We start from the raw sequence: 20,101 nt of genomic DNA on the forward strand, positions 1-20,101 counted from the left end.
AGGGGTCAGTCGTCTCCGTGGATCAGGCGGAGGGAGAAGCCCTGGTCGGTGGACACCTTCGCGGTCTTGACCTCGGTGAGGCCCGTGGCCTCGTCGTAGTACCAGCCGGACTCGGCGGTATCGAGCTCGGCCGCCGAGTCGAGCTGCGGCAGCGGGCCGCCGGAGGTGGCGACGAGGCTGGGAGCGGCCTGGCCGTGGACCGTGAACCGGTAGCCGCGCGCCTCCGGCTTGCCCGTGTAACTTCCTTCGCTGGCACCGACCTTGACGGTGGTGACGGCCGGGTTCGCGTCGACGTCGACGCGCTGGGTGGCCGAGGCTCCGCCCGTGTGCTGCCGGGTGACGCCGTCGTCCTCGTACAGGGTGTAGGTGGCGGAGCCCTGCTCCGACGGGTAGAGGTCGTAGTCGAGTTCGCCCCGGTCCCGGCTCTCCCAGGACAGCGTGCCCTTGGGCCACATCGGCACGATCGCGCCGCCCCGGACGAACAGCGGGAGGGTGTCGAGCGGCGCCGCGTAGTCGTTGATCGTGGTCGGGCCCTGGTAGGTGCGCCCCGTCCAGTAGTCCGTCCAGGTGCCGGCCGGGACGTAGATGCCGTTGCGCACCGAGGTGTCGGAGTAGACCGGCGCGACCAGGAAGTCCGGCCCGGCCAGGAACTCGTACTTCGCGTCCGGGCCGAGCGCCGCCGGGTCGTCCGGGTACTCCAGGGCGAGCGGGCGCACCGCGCCGATGCCCGTACGGGTGGCCTCCGCCGAGAGGGTGTACATGTACGGCAGCAGCCGCTCCTTGAGCTGGAGGTACTTGCGGTTGATCGACGTGTACGGCTCGCCGTCCAGCCAGGGCTGCTGGTCGCGCTGCTGGGTGCCGGTCGTGTCCCGGGCCCAGCCGTCCATGGTCATGATGGCGGGCAGGAACGCCTTCCACTGGAGGTCGCGGGTGTACATCTTCGGGTCGCGGCGGTAGATCGAGCCCACGTCGCCGGTGTTGTAGGCGATGCCGGACATCGTGGCGCCCGCGTAGGTGGGGATCTGCCAGCGGATGTAGTCCCAGGACAGGCTCTGGTCGCCGCTCCACAGCACGCCGCAGCGCTGGGCACCGGCCCAGGAGACGGGCAGCCAGACGAAGCCGCGGGCGTCGCTGTTGTCCTCGATACCGGCCTTGGCCTGGTCGCAGGCGTTGAGCGCGAAGTCGTAGCCGTTGCCGACCCAGGCCACGTCGAGCTTGCGCACCCGCACGCCGGCCTTGACCTCCTTGGCCTGGTTGGGCAGGCCGTTCTGCGTCCACAGGCCGAGCTGGGCGTGGTCCTTCCTCAGGCCCGTGCCGGTCTGGGGGAGGTTCTCGTAGCCGCAGCCGTAGCCGTCGTTGACGAGCATCCAGCCGAGCGGCATCTGCTGCTGCACGTACCCGTCGGCGATCTTGACGGCGTCGAGGGTGTGGCGCTCGCCGCGGTTGGCGTTGTGGAGGTAGCAGTCGGAGTCGCCGGGCTCCAGGCCGTAGACGGGCGGCATGAACGGCTTGCCGACCAGGGAGGTGTACTGGCCGATGACCTTCTTGACGTCGCCGGTGAAGTAGTAGGCGTCCAGGCGCTGTTCCTGCTGGCCGGTGCGCACAGGCGAGCCGAAGTCGTAGAGGCCCGGGGCGAAGGTGTTGCGGAAGACGCCGTAGCCGGCGGTGGAGACGTAGAAGGGCTGGGAGTTGTTGTAGCCGCCCTCGTCCCAGTCGAAGCTGTTGGAGACGTGGACGGCGTGGTCGCGGTGCGAGAAGGAGCCGTTCTGCTCGCCGCCGCCGAAGAACTGCTCCTCGGCGCCGCGCTGGAGGCTCTGGCGCATGCCGCTGGTGCTCCAGCGCAGCGGGGCGTCCTCCTGCCAGATCGCGGTGCGGTCGTCGGCGCGGTAGAGGCCGAAGCGCAGCGGGTGCTTGTAGACGCGCAGCACCAGGTCGTGGGCGTGGACGGCGTAGTACGCGCCGGTGTCCACCGACCAGGTGTCGGACCGGAGTTCGGGCTGCTTGCGGATGATGGTGCTGCCGGCCGGGTCGGTGAACACACCGTCCGGGGCGGCGCGCAGGCGGAGCTGGTCGTCGGCGAGGAAGTCGACCTTGGCCTTGAGGGAGCCCGCGCCGATGTCGTAGCTGCCCTGGCCGCCGGAGAAGGAGGTGAGGTCCCCGGCGTCGGCGGTCACCGGGAGGTGGGCGCGGCCGGTGAAGGAGCCGCCGCGCACGTCGTACGGGACGACGAGGACGTGGTAGGTGCCGGACGCCTTGGGGATGACGGTGGCCTCCGGGTCGGCGGTGCCCGCGCTGGAGGCGACCTGCTTGCCGGCGGAGTCGAAGACGTAGAGGTCGAAGTCCTCGGCGGGGTTCTGCCACTGGACGGAGAGCGGGACTCCGCCCTCCGGGTTGTCGTTCCAGTAGCCCGCGGGGACGTTCACGGTCAGGTCGAAGCGGGCGCAGACCGCGCCGTCCGCGTCCTGGGGGGCGGGCGGGCAGGAGTTGGCGCCGCCGAGGGTGCCCTTGGCGTACTGCGGGCTCTGCCAGGTGACGCTCCGGTGGTCCTGGTCGAGGACGGCGGCGGGGGTGCCGGCGGCCCGGGCCGGGAGGACGGGACCGGCGAGGGCGGTGATGCTGCTCAGGGCCGCGACGAGAGCGGCCCGGCGCAGGCGGGGGCGGGGGCGGGGGCGGGGTAAACGCACGGTGGTGTCTCCTGTTCTCCTGTCAACGCGGGGCTGGTGGTGGTGAGGAGGCCGGCGGAGGCAGCGGCCGCGCGACTTGGGCGGCCACGGCGTCCCCGGGCGGGGGAGAGGAGGCGGTGGGTGGAGATGCCTTGAGCGGGAGCGAACTGGCGTGACGGGGCAGCTACTTGACGGACCCGGCGGTGAGTCCGGAGACCACCTGCCGCTCGATCAGGGCGAACAGCACCACCACCGGCAGGATGGCGACGACCGATCCGGCGAACAGGTAGTTCCACTGCACCGTGTAGTCGCCGATGAAGCTGTTGAGGCCCACGGTGAGCGGCTGGCTCTGCGGGGCGGTCGACAGGGTCAGGCCCATCACGAACTCGTTCCAGGCGGCGATGAAGGTGAAGATCAGCGCGGTCACCACGCCCGGCATCGCCAGTGGGAGCACGACCCGGCGCAGAACCCCGATCCGTCCGAGGCCGTCGATCATGGCGGCCTCCTCCAGTTCCACGGGGATCGAGCCGATGTAGGCGGTGAGGATCCAGACGGCGAAGGCCAGGTTGAAGGCGGCGTTGCAGAGGATCAGCGTCCAGACCGAGTTGAGCATGTCCAGCTGGTAGAACTCGCGGTAGAGGCCCACCAGCAGTGAGGTCGGCTGGAACATCTGGGTGACGAGGACGAGGAGCAGGAAGAGCCGCCGCCCCCGGTAGCGGATGCGGGCGGTGTGGTAGGCGGCGGGCAGGGCGACCAGCAGCGCGAGCAGGGTGGAGCCGCCGGCGACCAGCAGGCTGACGCGCAGGTTGGCGCCGAGGGTGGAGTCGCGCCAGACCTCGACGAAGTTGGACCAGGCGAACTGCCGTGGCAGGTAGGTTGCGTCGCGCAGCTCGTCGGCGGGGCGCAGCGCGGTGACGACCATCTCCAGGTAGGGGAGCAGGAAGACGACGGCCAGCAGCCAGGCCGTGGCGGCGAGCAGCAGGGTGCGAGGGCGTATCCGACGGGTCGTCAACTCTCCTCCCCGGTATCCCGGTTCCAGCGGCTCACTTTCAGGAAAGCCAGCACCATCAGCACCACGAGCGCAAAGTTGACCACCGACATGGCCGCGGACTCCCCGAGGTCGGTGCTCTTCAGCTGGTACATGAACACCGTGGTGGTGGCCGTGTCGCTGCTCGGGCCGCCCTGGGTCATGCCCCAGATGACGGGGAAGGAGTTGAAGACGTTGATCAGGTTGATCACCAGACCGACCAGGAAGGCCGGGCGCAGCAGCGGCAGCGTGATCCGCCGGTACGACTGCCACAGGGAGGCACCGTCCACCCGGGCCGCCTCGTAGATCTCGGCGGGGACCGTCTGGAGGCCGGCCAGCAGGGTGTAGGTGGTGAACGGCAGGGAGACGAAGACGGCGACGGCCACCATCCACGGCCAGGCGGTGGCGGGATCGCCCAGCCAGTCGCGCGGCCCGTCGACCAGGCCGAGGTCGGTCATCGCCGTGTTGAGCACCCCGGCGGTGCGGTCGAGCATCCAGCGGAAGCCGATGGAGGTCATCAGCACGGAGGCGGCCCAGGGGGCGATCAGCGCCCAGCGAGCGAACCTGCGGCCGGGGAAGCGCTGGTCGAACAGCTGGGCCAGGCCGAGGGAGAGCAGCATGGTGAGGCCGACCACGGCGAGGGTCCAGACCACCGTGGAGAGCAGCACATGGCCGAGGTCGGCCTCGCCGAAGAGCTTGCGGTACTTGTCCGGCCCGGCGGAGCCGCGGACGAAGCCGCTGGTGCTGATGCGCAGGAAGGACGTGCGCACCATCTCGTACACGGGCCAGAGGACGACGAGGAGGATCAGCAGGACGGCCGGGCCGATCCACGGCAGCGGGCCCAGTCTGCGGTGAAGCCCTCGACGGGCGGCGGAGTCGACGGACAACGGGGTGCCTTTCGCGGGGCGCGGGCCGGCTGCGTGTTCGCTACTTGTCGGCGACGGCGTTCTGGGCCTTCTTCTGCAGCTCGCCGAGCACCTTGGCCGGGTCGGAGGAGACCGCGCCGCCGATGGACTTCTTCATCTCGGCGGAGACCGCGTCCCAACTGGTGTCGCCCAGCGGGTAGAAGGAGGCGTTCGGCAGGAGGGCGAAGAACGGTTCGAGGTCCTTGTGCTTGCCGCTGGAGGTCATCTCGCGCAGCGTGTCCTGGGTGACCGGCATCAGGTTGTAGGTCTCGTCGAAGGTGAGCGTGTTGTCCTTCGTGTAGACGAAGTCGAGGAACTTCCTGATCTGGTCGCGGTGGCCGTTCTTCTTGAAGGCCATCGTCCAGTCGGCCACGCCGAGCGTGGACTTGAGCGGGCCCGACTTGCCGGGGATCGGCGCGACGCCGTAGTCGACCTTGCCGTCCTTGGCCATCTGGATCAGCGAGGGATGGCCGTTGAGCATCCCCGCCTTCCCTGCGGCGAAGTCGGCGAAGGCGGTCTTGCGGTCGGTGGTGGCGGGGTTGGCGTAGGTGAGGCCGGGGTCGACGAGGTTCGCCCTGAGCCAGGTGAAGGTGTCGATGTCGGCCTGGCTGTTGATGGCGTACGTGCCGTCCTTGGCGGTGGGCCCGCCGCCGTTGCCCAGCTCCCAGATCATGCTCTCGCCCTGCGCCTCCTCCGGGCCGAGCGGCAGAGCGTACGGGGTGGCGCCGGGCGCCTTCGCCTTGAGCAGTTCGGCGTCCTTGCGGACCTCCTCCCAGGTGGTGGGCGGCTGGGGGATGCCGGCCTGCTGGAAGAGGGTTCTGTTGTAGAAGAAGGCGCGGGCGGAGGAGACGAACGGGATGCCGTACTGGACGCCCTTGACCTTCCCGGCCTCGGTGAAGCTGTCGAGGAAGTTGGCCCTCGTGCCGCTGGAGAGCACGTCCTCGGCCTTGTAGAGCAGGTCGTCGGCGACCTTGTCGGCGTAGCCGCCGGTCTGGAGGACGTCCGGCACGTTGCCGCTCTGGATCATCGTGCGGACCTGCTTGTCGATGTCGTTCCAGTTCACCACCTGGACGTCGACCTTGATGCCGGGGTTGGCGGCGGTGAATGCCGTGGCCAGGGAGTTCCAGTACGCCTTGGAGCTGTTGGACTCCTTGTCGCCGTAGTCGGCGGCGACCAGCTTGAGCGTCACCTTGCCGTCCGCGTCGGTTCCGCCGCCGCCGTCGCTGCCGCTGCTGCCGCAGGCGGTGAGGGTGAGTGCGCCGAGCGCGCAGGCCGCCGAGAGGGCAAGGACACGATTCTTCACCGCAGTTACCGCCTTCGCACGCCGCGTGGTTCGATCCTGAGTCGAGTTGCTTGAAGGGTGCAGGTTTCGAACAGTTTCGATCGAGCTTGCTGTGCCCGGCAGTTCATGTCAACGGTGCGTACGGCGAAAGGCCCGGCCGGAGGAGTCCGGCCGGGCGCAGTGGTGCGTGACGCGCGTTCAGGCGCGCAGGACCCGCACCCCGCACTCGGCGATCGCCTTCTCCTGCGCCGCGTCGGCCTCCTCGTCGGTGACCAGGTCGTCGACCTCGGAGAGCGGGCAGATCTTCGCGAAGGTGACCCGGCCGATCTTCGTACTGTCGGCCAGCACCACCGAGCGCGCGCTGCTGCGCAGGAAGGCCAGGTCGGTCTGGGCCTCCATCTCGTCGTGCGTGGTGCAGCCCTCCTGAGCGGTCAGGCCGTCCACGCCGATGAAGGCGACGTCGAGGTGGTACTGCGCGAGCATCCGGTCGGCGGCCGGTCCCACCAGCTCGTAGCTCGTCGTACGGGCGATCCCGCCCACCACCACCAGCCGGATGTCCGGCCGCACGATGAGGTCGGCCGCGATGTTGACCGCGTTGGTGACGATGGTGATCCCTGCGCCGCGTTCGGCCAGCACCCGCGCCAGCTCGCTCGTGGTCGTCCCGCCCGTCAGCCCGACCACCGCGCCGTCGGGCACCAACCGGTCGGCCGCCAGCGCGATCCGCCGCTTCTCCGCCTGGCGTCGGCCCCGCTTGTGCCGCAACGGCAGCTCCAGGTTGACGGCCCCGGTGACGGCCCCGCCCCGGGTGCGGTGCAACCTCCCCTGGTCGTGCAGCTCCTGCAGGTCCCGCCGGACGGTGGCCGGCGACACCCCCAGGAGATCGGCCAGCTCGTGCACATCGGCGCTGCCGGCCTCGGCGATGTGCGTCAGGATGCGGGCGGTACGGTCGGCTTTGAGCATGTCGGAAGTGTAGTGCGGCCGACCCTGGTCACTCCTCGTCACCGTCGGGTTCCCGGGCGCGCTGCCGGTCGCGTCGCAGGGCCGTCGCCCGATCGGTGCGCGATCCCCACCGGTGGCCGCCGGCCGCCTGCCGAGGGTCTGTTGCCGAGCCGTTATCAAGCTCGGCCCCTTGGCGGATTGCCCTTCGGCCCGGAAATAATTAAATTCCATTACGAGGTGGGGGCAGGCGTCGGGGACATGCCGTTTGCCGCCTCAGGGCGCCTGCCGCCGCTGTTGAGGGGCGGCGGCAGGCGTCGTTCTCGCGATGTCCGCCGTCACGAACGCCGGTGCCGGGCAGGGGAACCCGTCCACCGGGCACCCGGCGCTCCTTCCTCACCCCCGGAGGGCGCCGAGTCCACCCCCCACGCTCCTCCGACACAACAGAAGTGGAACCCGATGACACGTCCTGTCACCCTTTTCACCGGACAGTGGACGGACCTTCCGTTCGAGGAGGTCTGCGAGCTGGCCTCCGGTTGGGGCTACGACGGCCTCGAAATCGCGTGCGGGGGTGACCACTTGGAGGTTGACCGCGCACTGGCCGACCCCGGCTACGTGCGTGGCAGGCGCGAGATCCTGGAACGGAACGGCCTCCAGGTCTGGGCGATCTCCAACCACCTCGTCGGCCAGGCCGTCTGCGACCACCCGATCGACGAGCGGCACCGGGCGATCCTGCCCGCGCGGCTGTGGGACCCGGACCCGGAGAAGGTCCGTCGGATGGCCGCGCGGGAGATGGAGGACACCGCCAGGGCCGCCAGGCTGCTCGGTGTCGACACGGTCGTCGGCTTCACCGGCTCCCCGATCTGGCACACCGTCGCGATGTTCCCGCCAGCCCCGCCCGCCCTGATCGACGCCGGGTACCGGGAGTTCGCGGACCGCTGGAACCCCGTCCTCGACGTGTTCGAGGAGGAGGACGTCAGGTTCGCGCTGGAGGTCCACCCGAGCGAGATCGCCTACGACTACTGGACGACCCGCCGCACGTTGGAGGCCATCGGGCACCGGCCCTCGTTCGGCCTGAACTGGGACCCTTCCCACATGGTCTGGCAGGACCTCGACCCCGCCGGCTTCCTCCTGGAGTTCGCCGAGCGCATCTACCACGTCGACTGCAAGGACACCCGGGTCCGTGTCGGCGACGGCCGCCGGGGCCGGCTCTCCTCCCACCTGCCCTGGGGCGACCCGCGCCGTGGCTGGGACTTCGTCTCCACCGGGCACGGCGACGTTCCCTGGGAGGACTGCTTCCGCGCGCTGAACGACATCGGCTACCAGGGGCCGATCTCCATCGAGTGGGAGGACGCGGGCATGGACCGTCTGGACGGCGCGGCCGAAGCCGTCACCTTCGTCCGCCGGCTCAACGCGATCACGCCTCCGGCCGCGGCCTTCGACTCGGTGTTCGGATCCGTGGCCGAGAAGGAGGGCGAGCGATGAGCGGCGCGGCCGTACAGGACGCCGGACGGGTCGGGGTCTGGTTCGTCGGGGCGAGGGGATCGGTCGCCACCACCGCTGTCGTCGGCGCCGCCGCGATCGGCCAGGGCATGGTGTCGCCGACCGGCATGGTGAGTGAACTGCCCGAGTTCGCCGACGTCGGCCTGCCCGCGATCACCAGACTGGTCTTCGGCGGGCACGACGTGATCGCCACCTCACTGCCGAAGCGGGCCGAACAGCTCGCGGGAGGGGGAGTGTTCCCCGAGGCGATGCTGCCCGCCGTCAGCCGGGCCCTCCTCGCCGCCGACCAGGAGATCCGCACCGGGGCCGCCCGGGGCGCGAGCAAGCAGCCCCAGGCCATCGCGGCCGCCGCCCTCGCCGAGGACATCACCTCCTTCCGGGAACGCCACCGGCTCAGCCAGGTCGTCGTGATCAACGTGTCCTCGACCGAATCGCCCGGCCCGGAGCGCCGTGCGTACCAGAGCCTCGACGCACTCGAAGTGGCTCTCGGGGCCAGGCCCGACGTCCTGCCGCCGAGTTCGCTGTACGCCTACGCGGCGCTGAAGGCCGGCTGCGGCTACGTGGACTTCACCCCGTCGGTCGGCATCCGGCTGCGGGCACTTCGTCAACTGGCCCACCGGAAACGGCTGCCGTACGCGGGCAGCGACGGCAAGACCGGGGAGACGCTGGTGCGGGCCGCGCTCGGCCCGCTGTTCGCCCACCGGGCGCTGCGGGTGCGCTCCTGGTCGGGCACGAACCTGCTGGGCGGAGGGGACGGAGCCACCCTGGCGGACCCGGAAGCGGCCGCCAGCAAGAACGCCTCCAAACGCAGTGGGCTGGAGGCCATGCTCGGCCCCCGACTCGAGGGCGACACCCACATCGACTACGTGGCCAGCATGGGCGAGCGGAAGACGGCCTGGGACCACATCGCCTTCGAAGGGTTCCTCGGCGCCCCGATGACGATGCAGTTCACCTGGCAGGGCGTCGACTCCGCGCTGGCCGCACCGCTGGTCCTGGACCTGGCCCGCCTCCTCGCCCGCGCCCGGCAACTGGGCTCCACCGGGCCGCAGGAACAGCTCGCCTTCTTCTTCAAGGACCCGATCCGGGCCGAGGATTCGAGTAGCGAACACCGCCTGGTCGCCCAGTTCGAAACGCTGCGCGCGTGGTACCGGCGAGGCGTGCGATGACCGGTCCGCTGTCGGCCGCCTGCCCGCCGGCCAGGGGCCTTGCCCGAAAGGTGTCCCCGACATGACCGCACTGCGATTCGGCTACGGCACCAACGGCCTGAGCGACCACCGCCTCGACGACGCGCTGGAGCTGGTCGCGGGCCTGGGGTACACGGGCGTCGCCCTCACCCTGGACCACGGCCACCTCGACCCGTACGCACCCGACCTCGCCCGGCGACTTCCCAGGCTCCGGCGCAGGCTGGAGGCGCTGGGCCTGGGCGTGGTGGTGGAGACCGGCGCGCGCTACCTGCTCGACCCCTGGCGCAAGCACTCCCCGACCCTGCTCGACGTCCATCCGGCCGGGCGGGCCAGGAGGCTGGACCTGCTGCGGCGGGGCCTGGGCATCGCGGCCGAACTGGAAGCCGAGGCGCTCTCCTTCTGGAGCGGCACCCCGCAGCCCGGCGTCAGCCACGAGCACGCGTACCAGTACCTCCTCGACGGCTGCGCCACGCTCGTCGGGGACGCACGGGAGGCGGGAGTGCGGCTGGGATTCGAGCCCGAGCCCGGCATGCTGGTGCCCGACCTGGCCGGCTACGAGCGCCTGCGCTGCGCACTGGGCGGCCCCGAGGAGTTCGGCCTCACCCTCGACATCGGGCACTGCCAGTGCCTGGAGCCCCTCACCCCGGCCGAGTGCGTGCGACGCGCGGCGCCGTGGCTGGTCAACGTCCAGATCGAGGACATGCGCCAGGGCGTCCACGAACACCTGGAGTTCGGCGACGGCGAGATCGACTTCCCGCCCGTCCTGGCGGCCCTGTCCGAGGTCCGCTACCGGGGGCTCGTCGCCGTCGAGCTGCCCCGGCACGGCCACAGCGGCGCGCAGACGGCCCTGCGCTCCCTGACCGCCCTGCGCGCCGCGTCCGCCGACCCCTGGACCGCCGACGCGATCCGCCGGGTGGAGTCCGACCCCGCCACGCTGACCGCACTGTTCCCCGTCGCCGCACGCAGCAGCGGCCCCGAGCAGGGCGAGGCCGCCCGCAGCCGGCTGGTGCTGGCACTCCCGGCGCAGGGCGCCGAACTGGCCAAGATCCTCGACGGGTTGTACCGGGACGGGGACCCGGCCGAGCGCCTCGCGGTCCTGCGCACCCTCCCGCTGCTCGACCAGTCCGGGCGCCTCGGCCCCGAGGCGCTCCCGCTGGTCGCCGACGCCCTGCGCACCAACGACGCCAGGCTCGTCACGGCGGCCATGGGCCCGTACGCCGCCCGGTACCTCGGCCAGAGCGCCTGGCGCCAGGGCGTGCTGAAGTGCCTCTTCATGGGCGTCTCCCTCGACACCGTGGCGGGCCTGGCCCGCCGCACCGACTCCGAACTGCTCCGGATGTTCCGGGCCTTCGCCGCCGAACGCACCGCCGCCGGCAGACCCGTCCCCCTGGACCTGCGAATCCAGCTCGACGACGGCGATGCGCTGTCCGCCGGCAACTCCGTGCGCCGGGACGGCAGCTGATGCGATTACGACACCGGAACGGCGAGGAGATCCACCTCGGCTACTGCACCAACGTGCACGCGGCCGAGGACCTGGACGGCATCCTCCGCCAGCTCGACACCTACGCCGTGCCCGTACGCGAGCGCCTGGGGGAGTCCACGCTCGGCATCGGCCTGTGGCTGGCCCGTCGCGCGGCCGCCGAGCTCGCCTCCGACCCGCCCGCCCCCAGACGGCTGCGCGCCGAACTCGCCGCCCGGGGGCTGGAGGTCGTCACCCTCAACGGCTTCCCCTACCAGGGATTCCACCACCCGGTCGTCAAGCACGCGGTGTACTGGCCCGACTGGGCGTCACCGCAACGCCTGCACTACACCTGGGACCTGGTGTGGGTGCTGGCGGGGCTCCTGCCGGACGACGTGGCCGAGGGCAGCATCTCGACGCTGCCGTTCGGCTGGGCGAGCGGATGGAGCGGGGACCAGCACGACCGGGCGTGTCGCCACCTCGACATGCTGAAGGCGGAACTGGCCGACACCTATCAGCGGACCGGGCACACCATCAGGATCGCCTTCGAGCCGGAGCCGGGCTGCCTGATCGAGACGACCGGACAGGCCGTCCACTACCTCTCCCACCTGGACCCGGAGCACTTCGGCCTCTGCCTCGACATCTGCCACCTGGCCGTCGCGTTCGAGGACCCGGAGGCGGCCGTGGCCGAGCTGGACCGGGCGGGCATCAGCGTGTTCAAGGCCCAGGTCTCCTGCGCCCTCCACGCGGCGTCCCCGGCGGACCCCGCCACGCGCGGCGCGCTGGCGGAGTTCGACGAGCCGATGTTCCTCCACCAGACCCGACAGGCGGGCCGGCCTCCGGTCGGCACGGACGACCTCGGGGACGCGCTCGCCGGGCCCAGGGCCCTGAGCGGCGAGAACCCCTGGCGCACGCACTTCCACATCCCCGTCCACGCCGACCCGGCACCTCCGTTGGCCAGCACCCGACCGGTGCTCCAACGGGCGCTCGCCGCCCTGCTCACCGCCGACCGGCCGCGCACCCGGCACCTGGAGGTCGAGACCTACACCTGGGCCGTCCTCCCGGAGGCCCCACGCGGGAGCGCCGATCTCGTGAACGGGATCGCCGCCGAACTCGACTGGACGCGCCGGGAGTTGGCCAGGCTCGGCCTGACGGAGCCGCCGCCCGCACTGAGGGGGATCGTCGGATGAGTGCAAGGGTTTCAGTCGGCGGAGGCGAGGCGGTCCATCAGCTCGGCGGCAAGGAGCAGGACCTGGCGCTCGGTGTGGTTGAGGCCGCCCAGCGCCGACCCCAGCCAGGCGTCCCGCTGGGCCATGTCCTCGGCAAGGGCGCGGTGGCCTTCCGCGGTGATCGCGAGTAGCACCTGGCGGCGGTCGGCGGTACTGCGGGTCCGGGACACCAGACCCGCGTGCTCGAGGTCGGCGAAGACCCGGGTGAGGGACTGCGGCTGCTGGCGTTCGGCCGCCGCGAGCTCGCCCGGTGTGCTCGGGCCGTGGTGCATCAGGTGGGCCAGCACACCGGTCTTGTTGGTACTCAGGGCCCACTCGGGCCGCTCGGCCCGCAGCCGCCGGGCCAGTCGCACCACTCCGCGCCGGATCGCCGCCGCTTCCTTCTCGTCCTCCATGGTTTTCTCGTCCTCCATGGTTCTAAGCTATCACTGACCAATGAGCGGGGCAGGTATCGAAAAAGACGGCTGGAGACCCGGCAAGTGATACGCAATGCTTAGGAATCAGCAGATCCGCAGCGCCGTGGTCACCAGTGCCGCGATGCTGGTCGCCTTCCTGCCGGCCTGGCTGCTGGAGACGCTGGCAGGGCTGACCCTGGACGTGGTCGTCCTGACCGTCGTCCTCGCGCTGAGCCTGGGGCGGGCGCTGCGCCCGGGGCGCGGGCCCGGTCAGGGCGCCGTGCCGCTGGTGCTCGCCGTGGTCGCCGTCTGCGCGGGCGGCGTCGACCGGCTGCTCCAGGACCACCCGAACACCGGCGATGCGGTCTTCACGCTCGCCCTGGGCCTGTCGGTGTGGGTCCGCCGCTTCGGGCCGCAGGCGACGAGGCTCGGGACACTGATCGCGCTCCCGTTCATCGGGCTCCTGGTGGCCCCGATGCCGCTGCCGCCCGGAGCGGCGCAGCCGCTGTGGGGAGCCGTGGCGGCGGTCATCGCCTACGCATCGGTGGTGCTGGTGCGAGCCGTCGCCGACCGGACCGGGTTCACCACCCCGGCGCCGTCCGTGGAACCGGCCCGGCCGCTCCCGCAGCCACGCGAGGCGGCCCGTGGCCGCCGGATGGCGGTCAGCACGCGGATGGCACTCCAGATGACGGCCGCCGTGGGCGCGAGCTTCGTCCTCGGGCGCTGGGCCTACCCGGACCACTGGCAGTGGCTGGTGCTCACGGCCTTCATCGTCTGCAGCGGCAACCGAGGCCGGGGCGACGTGTTCCACAAGGCCGGCCTGCGCGTGGTCGGGGCCGGCCTGGGCACGCTCGCGGCGACCCCGCTGGCCGGCCTCTTCGGGCCGGGCGACCAGCGCTCGATCGTGGTCATCCTGGCCGTGCTGGCGGTCGCTAACGGCCTACGGGCCGTCAACTACGCCTACTGGGCCGGATCGGTCACCGCGGCGCTCTCCCTGCTGTACGGCTACTTCGGGCAGACGGGCCAGGCACTGCTGGTGCAGCGGCTGGCGGCCATCGTCCTCGGTGCGGCGCTGGCCGTCGCCGCCAGCTGGCTGCTGCTGCCGGTGCGCAGCGGGCAGGTGCTGCGCGCCCGCGCGGCCGCGCTCCTCGCCGTACTCGGCGACCTGGCCGAGGCGGCGCGCCGCCGACCGGAGCTCCTGCGAGACCATCAGGCCCGCTTCCGGGACGCGCTGCACCGCGTCGAGGAGGTCGCCCGCCCGCCGCAGCTGCACCAGCTGCTCATGCGGCGCCGACGGCCGGTGGCTCACCCGGCCGACACCCTGGAACCGGCCCGGCGCTGCGCACCCCTGGTCGCCCGCCTCGGCGACACCGCCGATGGCGCAGCCGACGCCGAGGTGTTGGCGGAACTGAACTCGGCGCGCGCGGAGTTGGGCCGAATCCTCCGGGCGACCCGACCGGCGGCCGGCTCGTGAAGCCCGTACCCCGCCGCAGGTGAGCCAGGACGGGCCGCCGGGGTGGGGCGATCGAGGGAGCCGTGAGGCGGTCCGCCTTCGATGCCCGGGGGGATGCCGGAGGCAGACCGCCTGCCGGCCTGTCCGGACGGTCGCCTACGGTCGCGAACAGGAAGCGTCGACGGCAAGCCCTCCCGTCCGCGGGGGCGGGGAGGCCGCCGTCGACACCGGTGATCATGTCAGTCGCAACCTGAGGATTCGGTGAGGTGCGCCCGGCCGACGAGGGCGGTCTCACCCGGCGGGCCGGTCCCACCCGGCGCCGGACGCACCGCCGATCGGCAGCACGGAGGTCGGCGCCGTGAGCGAGAGGGGCTGCCCGGCCGGGGTCAGGTGCCCGGAGGACGGGTCGCGGTGGAAGGCCGCCAGGGCGTCCGATCGCTGGTTGGCGCAGAAGAGCAGGCGCTGATCGGGGGAGAGGGCGAGGTCGCGAGGCCAACTGCCGCCACTGGCAACGGTGGTGAGCAGTGCGAGAGAGGCCCCGTGGTCGTGGACGGCGTGCACGGCGATGGTGTCGTCGCCGCGGTTGCTCGTGTAGAGGAACCGGCCGTCCGCGGAGATCCGGACGGCGGCCGGGTAGTTGGCGCCCGGCGCGCTCGGGTCCGGCCGCGTCGAGAGCTCGGCGACGGGCTCGAGGTGGCCGGTGGACGCGTCCCAGGTGCAGACGGTGAGGGTGGAGGAGAGCTCGTTGACGACGTGGACGTACCGGCCCGAGGGGTGGAAGACGAGGTGCCGGGGGCCGCGGCCGGGCGGCAGCGGGACGCTCCGGTGCTCGGTGAGTCGGCCGGTGAGGGGGTCGAAGCCGTACACGTGGACGCGGTCGGTCCCGAGGGTGGTGCACAGGACGAAGCGGCCGTCCGGCGAGGGCGCGGCCATGTGGGCGTGGGCCGGCGTGAGCCGGCCGTCGAGGGGGGCAGGGCCGGGGTGGCGGACGGTCTGCACCGGTTCGGTGACGGCGATGGTGCCGTCGGCGGCGGTCCGGAAGACCGACAGGACGCCGTCGCCGTAGTGGGCCGCGAAGACGTGCGACCCGCTGGGGTGGACGGAGAGGTGGCAGGGCAGCGCGCCGCCGCTGGTGGCGACGGCGCGGGGCGTGCGGAGCCCGGTACGCGGGTGGAACCGGAAGGAGACGACCCGCCCGGCGTCCCGTTCGAGGACGGCGTGCAGGACCCCGCGGACCGGGTCCGAGGCCGTGTAGGAAGGGTGGTCGAGCGGCCGTACGCCGCGCAGGCTCAGGGCGCCGGTGGCGTCGTAACGGACGATGCTCAGGCCGGCGCCGGGTTCGCACACCGGGGCGGAGCTGCCGACGGCGAGCAGACCGCCGGGCTCGGTGGTCATCGCGGTCACCACTCGGCGAACGAGCCGTCGCGGTGGCGCCACAGCGGGTTGCGCCAGCGGTGTCCGACCTCGGCCGCCGCGCGGACCACCGCCTCGTCGACCTCGATGCCGAGGCCGGGCGCGGTGGGGCGTTCGACGAAGCCGTCGCGCAGGGTGAAGACGGCAGGGTCCACGAGGTAGGCGAGCGGGCCCGCGTCGGCCGTGGTGTAGCCGATGCCGAGGTTCTGTTCCTGGATCAGGAAGTTGGGGGTGGCGAAGTCGATCTGGAGGCAGGCCGCCAGCGCGATCGGGCCGAGCGGGCAGTGCGGGGCGATCACGGCGTCGTGCGCCTCGGCCGCGGCGGCGATGCGGCGGACCTCGGAGATGCCGCCGGCGTGGCTGAGGTCGGGCTGCGCGACGGCGATGCCGGCGGCCAGTACCTCGCGGAAGTCCCAGCGGGAGTACAGGCGTTCCCCGAGCGCGACGGGTATCGAGGTGCCGGCGACCACGGCGCCGATCTCGCGGCTGAACTCCGGCAGCACCGGTTCCTCGACGAAGAGCGGGTCGTACTCCTCCAGGGCCGGCAGCATCCGGCGCGCCATCGCGGTGGAGGCGCGGCCGTGGAAGTCGACGGCCAGGTCGGCCTCGTCGCCGATCGCCTCGCGGACCGCGGCTGTGCGCCGGGCGAGGCGCTTGACAGCGGCGGGGGTGTCCAGGGGGAGCAGCCGGTCGGAGCCGTTGAACTTCACGGCGGTCATGCCGCCCTCCACGGCCCGGCGGGCGGAATCGGCCAGTTCCTCGGGCTCGTCGCCGTGGATCCAGGTGTACATCCGGACCCGGTCACGCACCGGCCCGCCGAGCAGTTGGTGGACGGGGACGCCCAGGGCTTTGCCCTTGATGTCCCACAGGGCCTGGTCGATTCCGGCGACGGCGCTGCTGAGGACAGGGCCGCCGCGGTAGAAGCCGCCCTTGGTGAGGGTCTGCCAGATGTCCTCGATGCGTCTGGCGTCCACGCCGATGATCAGGTCGGACAGTTCGTGGACGGCGGCGGCGACGGTCGCCGCCCGGCCTTCGACGACCGGCTCCCCCCAGCCGACATGGCCTTCGTCGGTCTCGATCCGCAGGAACAGCCAGCGCGGCCGTACCAGGAAGGTCTCCACTGTGACGATGTTCAACGGTCTCCTCGGAGGGACGGGGCTGCGCCGCCTCGCGCCCGGCGTCACCGGGCCAGGCGGCGCAGCACGGAGGCGAGGTGGGGTGCTTCCTGGAGGACGAGTGCGGCGCCGCCCCGGGCGCCCGCCTGGGTGGACTCCTCGAACTCGGCGCGGACGATCTCGGTGCTGGCGGCGACCGTGGCCATGGCGTGGCGTTCGATGCCCTGGCGGATCGCGTCGAGCACGATGTCGCCGGCGGTCGCGATCGGGCCGCCGACGACGATGCGGCCGGGATCGAGGAGGTTGCAGACGTTGGCGAGGGCCTGCCCGACGACCCGGGCGGCATCGGCCAGCACGCCCGCGCTGGCACGGTCGCCGGAGCGGGCGGCCGCGACGGCGTCGCCGATGGTCGCGCGCTCGCCGAGCAGCGGCCGCAGCTGGTCGAGGATGGCGGGGGCGGCCGCCTTCTGGATCAGGCAGCCCCGGTTGCCGCAGGGGCACGCGGGGCCGCTGTAGTCGACGGAGACGTGCCCGAGCTCGCCGGCGCCGCCCAGGGCGCCACGGAACAGCGTTCCGTCGACGATCAGGGCGGCGCCGATGCCGCTGGTGAGGGTGACGTAGAGCATGGTGGGGGCCCTGCGGCCGGCCCCCCAGAGGTACTCGGCCATGGCCTCCAGGCGGGTGTTGTTGTCCACCAGTACCGGCTGTCCGAACCGCTCCTCGAACAGGGTCCGTACGTTGAGGCCCGCCCAGGGCTGGCCGGGCAGCGAGGGGCCGACCGCCCCGGTGGCGGTGGTGATCCGGCCCGGGACGCCGACGCCGAGGCCGACCAGGTCCTCGCGGACGAGTCGGTGGGCGGCCAGCGCGCCGTCCAGCAGTGCGGCGGCGGCCGTGATGCGGTCGTCGGCGCTCGCGTCCGCCGCGACCCCGACCGACTCGCTGATCAGTTCGCGGTGCTCCAGGTCGCTGAGGTGCACGGCGACGCGGTCCAGGGTGAAGTCGAGTCCGGCGGCGACGCCGACGGTCCGGCTGATCGCCACCTGCTCCCGCACCCGGCCGTCCACACGGTCGGCCGCGGACACCTCGACCTGTACCAGGACGCCGCGTTCGATCATCTCGTTCACGATCGTGGAGACCGTGGCGCGCGAGACGTCGATCTGACGGGCGATCTCGGCGCGGTGCATGGCACCTCTCCGCAGCAGGAGCCCCAGGACGCGTTCCTGGTTGGTCCGCCGGAGCGACTGAAGGGAACCACCGGTTTCGACTGACACGGCCGCAGCGTGGCACGGTCGGGCGAAGTGCGTCAAGACTCCTGACAATCAGTCCGCCGGACTCCGAAGTGCGTTGAGACTCTTGACACTTATCGCGTGGGGGGCCATAACTGATGACACCTCCCGGGAGGTTCCCGGGCCGTTCACTAAGGTGGGTCGCGGATGTGGCCTCGAAGCCCCGTGCTGCTGGTCACGGGCGGCGGTGGAGTCCTCGGATCGGTGCTCCGGCCGGCGCTGCGCGGGACGTACGCGCTGCGCGTGGCCGACCGGACCGCGCCGCGGCCGCCCGGGGCCGACGAGATCCTGGTCGGCGACCTGGCGGACCCGGGCTTCGCGGCCGAGGCGGTCGACGGAGTCCACGCGATCCTGCACCTGGCGGCGCACGCGAGCCCGCGCGCCGCCTGGTCGGAGGTGGCGCCGAACATCGCCATGACCGACAACCTCCTGACCGCCGCGGCCGACCGGGGCGTGCGGCAGATCGTCCTGGCCTCCTCCAACCACGCGGCCGGCCTGGACTTCCGCCTCGGCGCGCACCCCGTCGACCCGGGCGAAGCCGCCACGCCGTGCTGCCCGTACGGCGCCGCCAAACTCGCGGAGGAGGCCCTGGGGCGGCAGCACGCGCTGCGCCACGGCGCAGTCGTCGTCAGCCTGCGCTTCGGGCTGGTCGGCTGGCCGCTCTTGGAACGCGACTACAACGCCATGTGGCTGTCCGACCACGATGCCCGCGCGCTCGTCCTCGCCGCCCTGCGCGCCACCCGGCCGGGCGTCCACTTCGGTGTCTCCCGCCACGCCGAGCGGTTCTGGAGCCTGGCCGGCGCCCGCGCCGACCTCGGCTTCGCCCCCGCCGACGACCTGCCGCCCGGCGCGGAGGACCTCCCCAGGGCCGCCGACCCGCCCTGCCTGATGTTCGACCCCGATGTCCGACCGGGCCCACTGACCGACCGAACTCCCTGAACCGAAGGACGCCCCCATGCGCAGCACCTCCTCGAAGCCGGCGAGAGCGGGCGCCCTCGCGGCAGCCCTGTTCGTGCTGGCGACCGCCTGCACGACGACCTCCAGCGGATCTTCCGGAGGTGACGGCAAGCACGTCACGTACTGGTCGATGTGGACCCAGACAGAGCCGCAGGCGAAGGTCCTGCAGAAGGCGATCGACGCGTTCACCGCGAAGACCGGTATCCACGTCGACGTCCAGTGGCAGGGCCGCAAGGTCCTCGACAAGGTCGCCCCGGCGCTGCTCTCCGGCAACGCCCCCGACCTGGTCGACCAGGGCTTCGACCGCCTGCTTCCCGCTCTGGCCGCCAACGGCAAGGCCCAGGACCTGAGTTCGGTCCTGGCCATGGACACCGGCGAGGGCCGCAAGGTCGGCGAGGTGCTGCCGGCCAAGTTCCTGGACGTCCTGCCGAAGGGCAAGGACGGAACGCCCTGGATGATCCCGTACGAGTCCGTCTCCGTCTCGCTGTTCTACAACGGCAAGGACCCGCTGGTCGCGCGGGCGCCGAAGACCTGGGACGACCTGCTGGCCGTCTGCAAGGCCGCCAAGGCCGCGGGCAAGGCATGCATCGGCACCGACGGCGACCAGGGCTGGGCCTCCCAGTACTGGTTCGACTACCTGCTCAACCGCAACGGCGGCTCCGTCGCGACGCTCGCCGCCGACAGGACCGGAGCCGCGTTCAAGGACCCCGCCGTCCTGAGGAGCGCCCAGCAGGTCGAGCAACTGGTCAAGGAGGGCTACCTGGCCAAGGGCTACGACGCCACCAAGTACCCCGAGCAGCAGAACCACTGGGCCCACGGCGAGTCCGTCTTCTTCCTGATGGGCAGTTGGCTGCCGAGCGAGACGGAGAAGTTCAGGGACGCGGGCTTCGAGGTCAGGTCGGTGGCCTTCCCGACCACCGGCGACGCCACCCGCAACGCCGCCGACTTCCTCCCCTTCGGCTTCACCATTCCCAAGGGCGCCAGGAACGCCGACTCGGCCGGGAGGTTCATCGCCTTCTTCCTCCAGAAGGACCAGCTGGCCGGCATCTCCACCGAGGCCAGGAACATCGCCCCGCGCACCGAGATCCCGGCCCCCGCCGAACTGGCCGACGTCGCCCAGCAGCTCAAGGACCGGCCCAGCCGGCTGCCCGACGACAACGCCGACGCCGACTGGCAGGACAAGGTCCTGGTCGCCCAGTACGACAAGCTCTGGCTCGGCAAGGCGGACGCGGCCGGCTTCGTCGACCAGGCGGCCAAGGCGAGCGCCGACTACTGGACGGCCAAGGGCTGAGCG

General features: G+C 72.0%; 16 protein-coding genes. 7 read left to right on the forward strand and 9 right to left on the reverse strand.

Annotated elements, in window-relative coordinates:
- Window positions 1-5 precede the first annotated feature (5 nt).
- The 5 genes from IH61_RS0124330 to IH61_RS0124350 all read right to left on the reverse strand — a co-directional run bounded on the left by IH61_RS0124330 (window position 6) and on the right by IH61_RS0124350 (window position 6,837).
- The gene (locus IH61_RS0124330) at window positions 6-2,684 is read right to left on the reverse strand and encodes a TIM-barrel domain-containing protein (RefSeq protein WP_051837835.1); all 2,679 of its coding nucleotides are present in this window, start codon (window positions 2,682-2,684) and stop codon (window positions 6-8) included.
- Window positions 2,685-2,847: 163 nt separating this feature from the next.
- Window positions 2,848-3,675, reverse strand: a complete 828-nt coding sequence (locus IH61_RS0124335) for a carbohydrate ABC transporter permease (protein WP_031073329.1) — start codon at window positions 3,673-3,675, stop codon at window positions 2,848-2,850.
- A complete protein-coding gene (locus IH61_RS0124340) occupies window positions 3,672-4,577 on the reverse strand; it encodes a carbohydrate ABC transporter permease (protein WP_037973288.1) in 906 nt (301 codons plus the stop codon). The genes IH61_RS0124335 and IH61_RS0124340 overlap by 4 nt, the downstream gene beginning before the upstream one ends.
- A gap of 40 nt (window positions 4,578-4,617) precedes the next feature.
- Window positions 4,618-5,898, reverse strand: a complete 1,281-nt coding sequence (locus IH61_RS0124345; RefSeq protein WP_031073334.1) for an extracellular solute-binding protein — start codon at window positions 5,896-5,898, stop codon at window positions 4,618-4,620.
- Between the two features lie 177 nt (window positions 5,899-6,075).
- Window positions 6,076-6,837: a DeoR/GlpR family DNA-binding transcription regulator gene (locus tag IH61_RS0124350; protein ID WP_031073336.1), complete on the reverse strand. Its 762-nt coding sequence runs from the start codon at window positions 6,835-6,837 to the stop codon at window positions 6,076-6,078.
- Between the two features lie 435 nt (window positions 6,838-7,272).
- On the opposite strand from IH61_RS0124350, the gene IH61_RS0124355 reads away from it, so the two are divergent.
- The 4 genes from IH61_RS0124355 (at window position 7,273) to eboE (ending at window position 12,149) form a co-directional block, all read left to right on the forward strand.
- Window positions 7,273-8,298, forward strand: coding sequence for a sugar phosphate isomerase/epimerase family protein (locus IH61_RS0124355; protein ID WP_031073338.1), 1,026 nt, complete (start codon window positions 7,273-7,275; stop codon window positions 8,296-8,298).
- On the forward strand, window positions 8,295-9,482 hold the full coding sequence (locus tag IH61_RS0124360) for an inositol-3-phosphate synthase (protein WP_031073340.1): 1,188 nt from the start codon (window positions 8,295-8,297) through the stop codon (window positions 9,480-9,482). The genes IH61_RS0124355 and IH61_RS0124360 overlap by 4 nt, the downstream gene beginning before the upstream one ends.
- A gap of 61 nt (window positions 9,483-9,543) precedes the next feature.
- Window positions 9,544-10,962: an EboA domain-containing protein gene (locus IH61_RS50360; protein WP_051837837.1), complete on the forward strand. Its 1,419-nt coding sequence runs from the start codon at window positions 9,544-9,546 to the stop codon at window positions 10,960-10,962.
- On the forward strand, window positions 10,962-12,149 hold the full coding sequence (eboE, locus tag IH61_RS0124370; RefSeq protein WP_031073345.1) for a metabolite traffic protein EboE: 1,188 nt from the start codon (window positions 10,962-10,964) through the stop codon (window positions 12,147-12,149). Before IH61_RS50360 ends, eboE begins: the two co-directional genes overlap by 1 nt.
- A gap of 11 nt (window positions 12,150-12,160) precedes the next feature.
- On the opposite strand, the gene IH61_RS0124375 is transcribed toward eboE, so the two are convergent.
- Complete coding sequence (locus IH61_RS0124375) at window positions 12,161-12,601, reverse strand: MarR family winged helix-turn-helix transcriptional regulator (RefSeq protein WP_234327314.1); 441 nt, start codon at window positions 12,599-12,601, stop codon at window positions 12,161-12,163.
- 76 nt (window positions 12,602-12,677) lie between these two features.
- Here IH61_RS0124375 and IH61_RS0124380 point away from each other — a divergent pair, with 76 nt between their 5' ends.
- Window positions 12,678-14,057, forward strand: coding sequence for an FUSC family protein (locus IH61_RS0124380; protein ID WP_158845261.1), 1,380 nt, complete (start codon window positions 12,678-12,680; stop codon window positions 14,055-14,057).
- A gap of 270 nt (window positions 14,058-14,327) precedes the next feature.
- Here IH61_RS0124380 and IH61_RS0124385 read toward each other — a convergent pair whose 3' ends face one another.
- The 3 genes from IH61_RS0124385 to IH61_RS0124395 are packed head-to-tail and all read right to left on the reverse strand — an operon-like array spanning window position 14,328 to window position 17,835.
- Window positions 14,328-15,431 carry a lactonase family protein gene (locus IH61_RS0124385; RefSeq protein ID WP_063763257.1) on the reverse strand — a complete coding sequence of 368 codons (1,104 nt, stop codon included), beginning with the start codon at window positions 15,429-15,431 and terminating at the stop codon, window positions 14,328-14,330.
- A gap of 5 nt (window positions 15,432-15,436) precedes the next feature.
- On the reverse strand, window positions 15,437-16,633 hold the full coding sequence (gene dgoD / locus IH61_RS0124390; RefSeq protein ID WP_078911358.1) for a galactonate dehydratase: 1,197 nt from the start codon (window positions 16,631-16,633) through the stop codon (window positions 15,437-15,439).
- Complete coding sequence (locus tag IH61_RS0124395) at window positions 16,630-17,835, reverse strand: ROK family transcriptional regulator (RefSeq protein WP_267884062.1); 1,206 nt, start codon at window positions 17,833-17,835, stop codon at window positions 16,630-16,632. The genes dgoD and IH61_RS0124395 overlap by 4 nt, the downstream gene beginning before the upstream one ends.
- Window positions 17,836-17,997: 162 nt before the next feature.
- Between IH61_RS0124395 and IH61_RS0124400 the strand changes: the two genes are divergently transcribed.
- Both IH61_RS0124400 and IH61_RS0124405 read left to right on the forward strand, forming a co-directional pair.
- Window positions 17,998-18,789 (forward strand): NAD-dependent epimerase/dehydratase family protein, encoded by a 792-nt coding sequence (locus IH61_RS0124400; RefSeq protein WP_078911359.1) that lies wholly within the window; start codon window positions 17,998-18,000, stop codon window positions 18,787-18,789.
- 16 nt (window positions 18,790-18,805) lie between these two features.
- The gene (locus IH61_RS0124405) at window positions 18,806-20,098 is read left to right on the forward strand and encodes an extracellular solute-binding protein (RefSeq protein WP_051837843.1); all 1,293 of its coding nucleotides are present in this window, start codon (window positions 18,806-18,808) and stop codon (window positions 20,096-20,098) included.
- Window positions 20,099-20,101 lie beyond the last annotated feature (3 nt).

Origin of the sequence: Streptomyces sp. NRRL WC-3742 (assembly GCF_000720635.1) — a bacterium.
Classification (GTDB): domain Bacteria; phylum Actinomycetota; class Actinomycetes; order Streptomycetales; family Streptomycetaceae; genus Kitasatospora.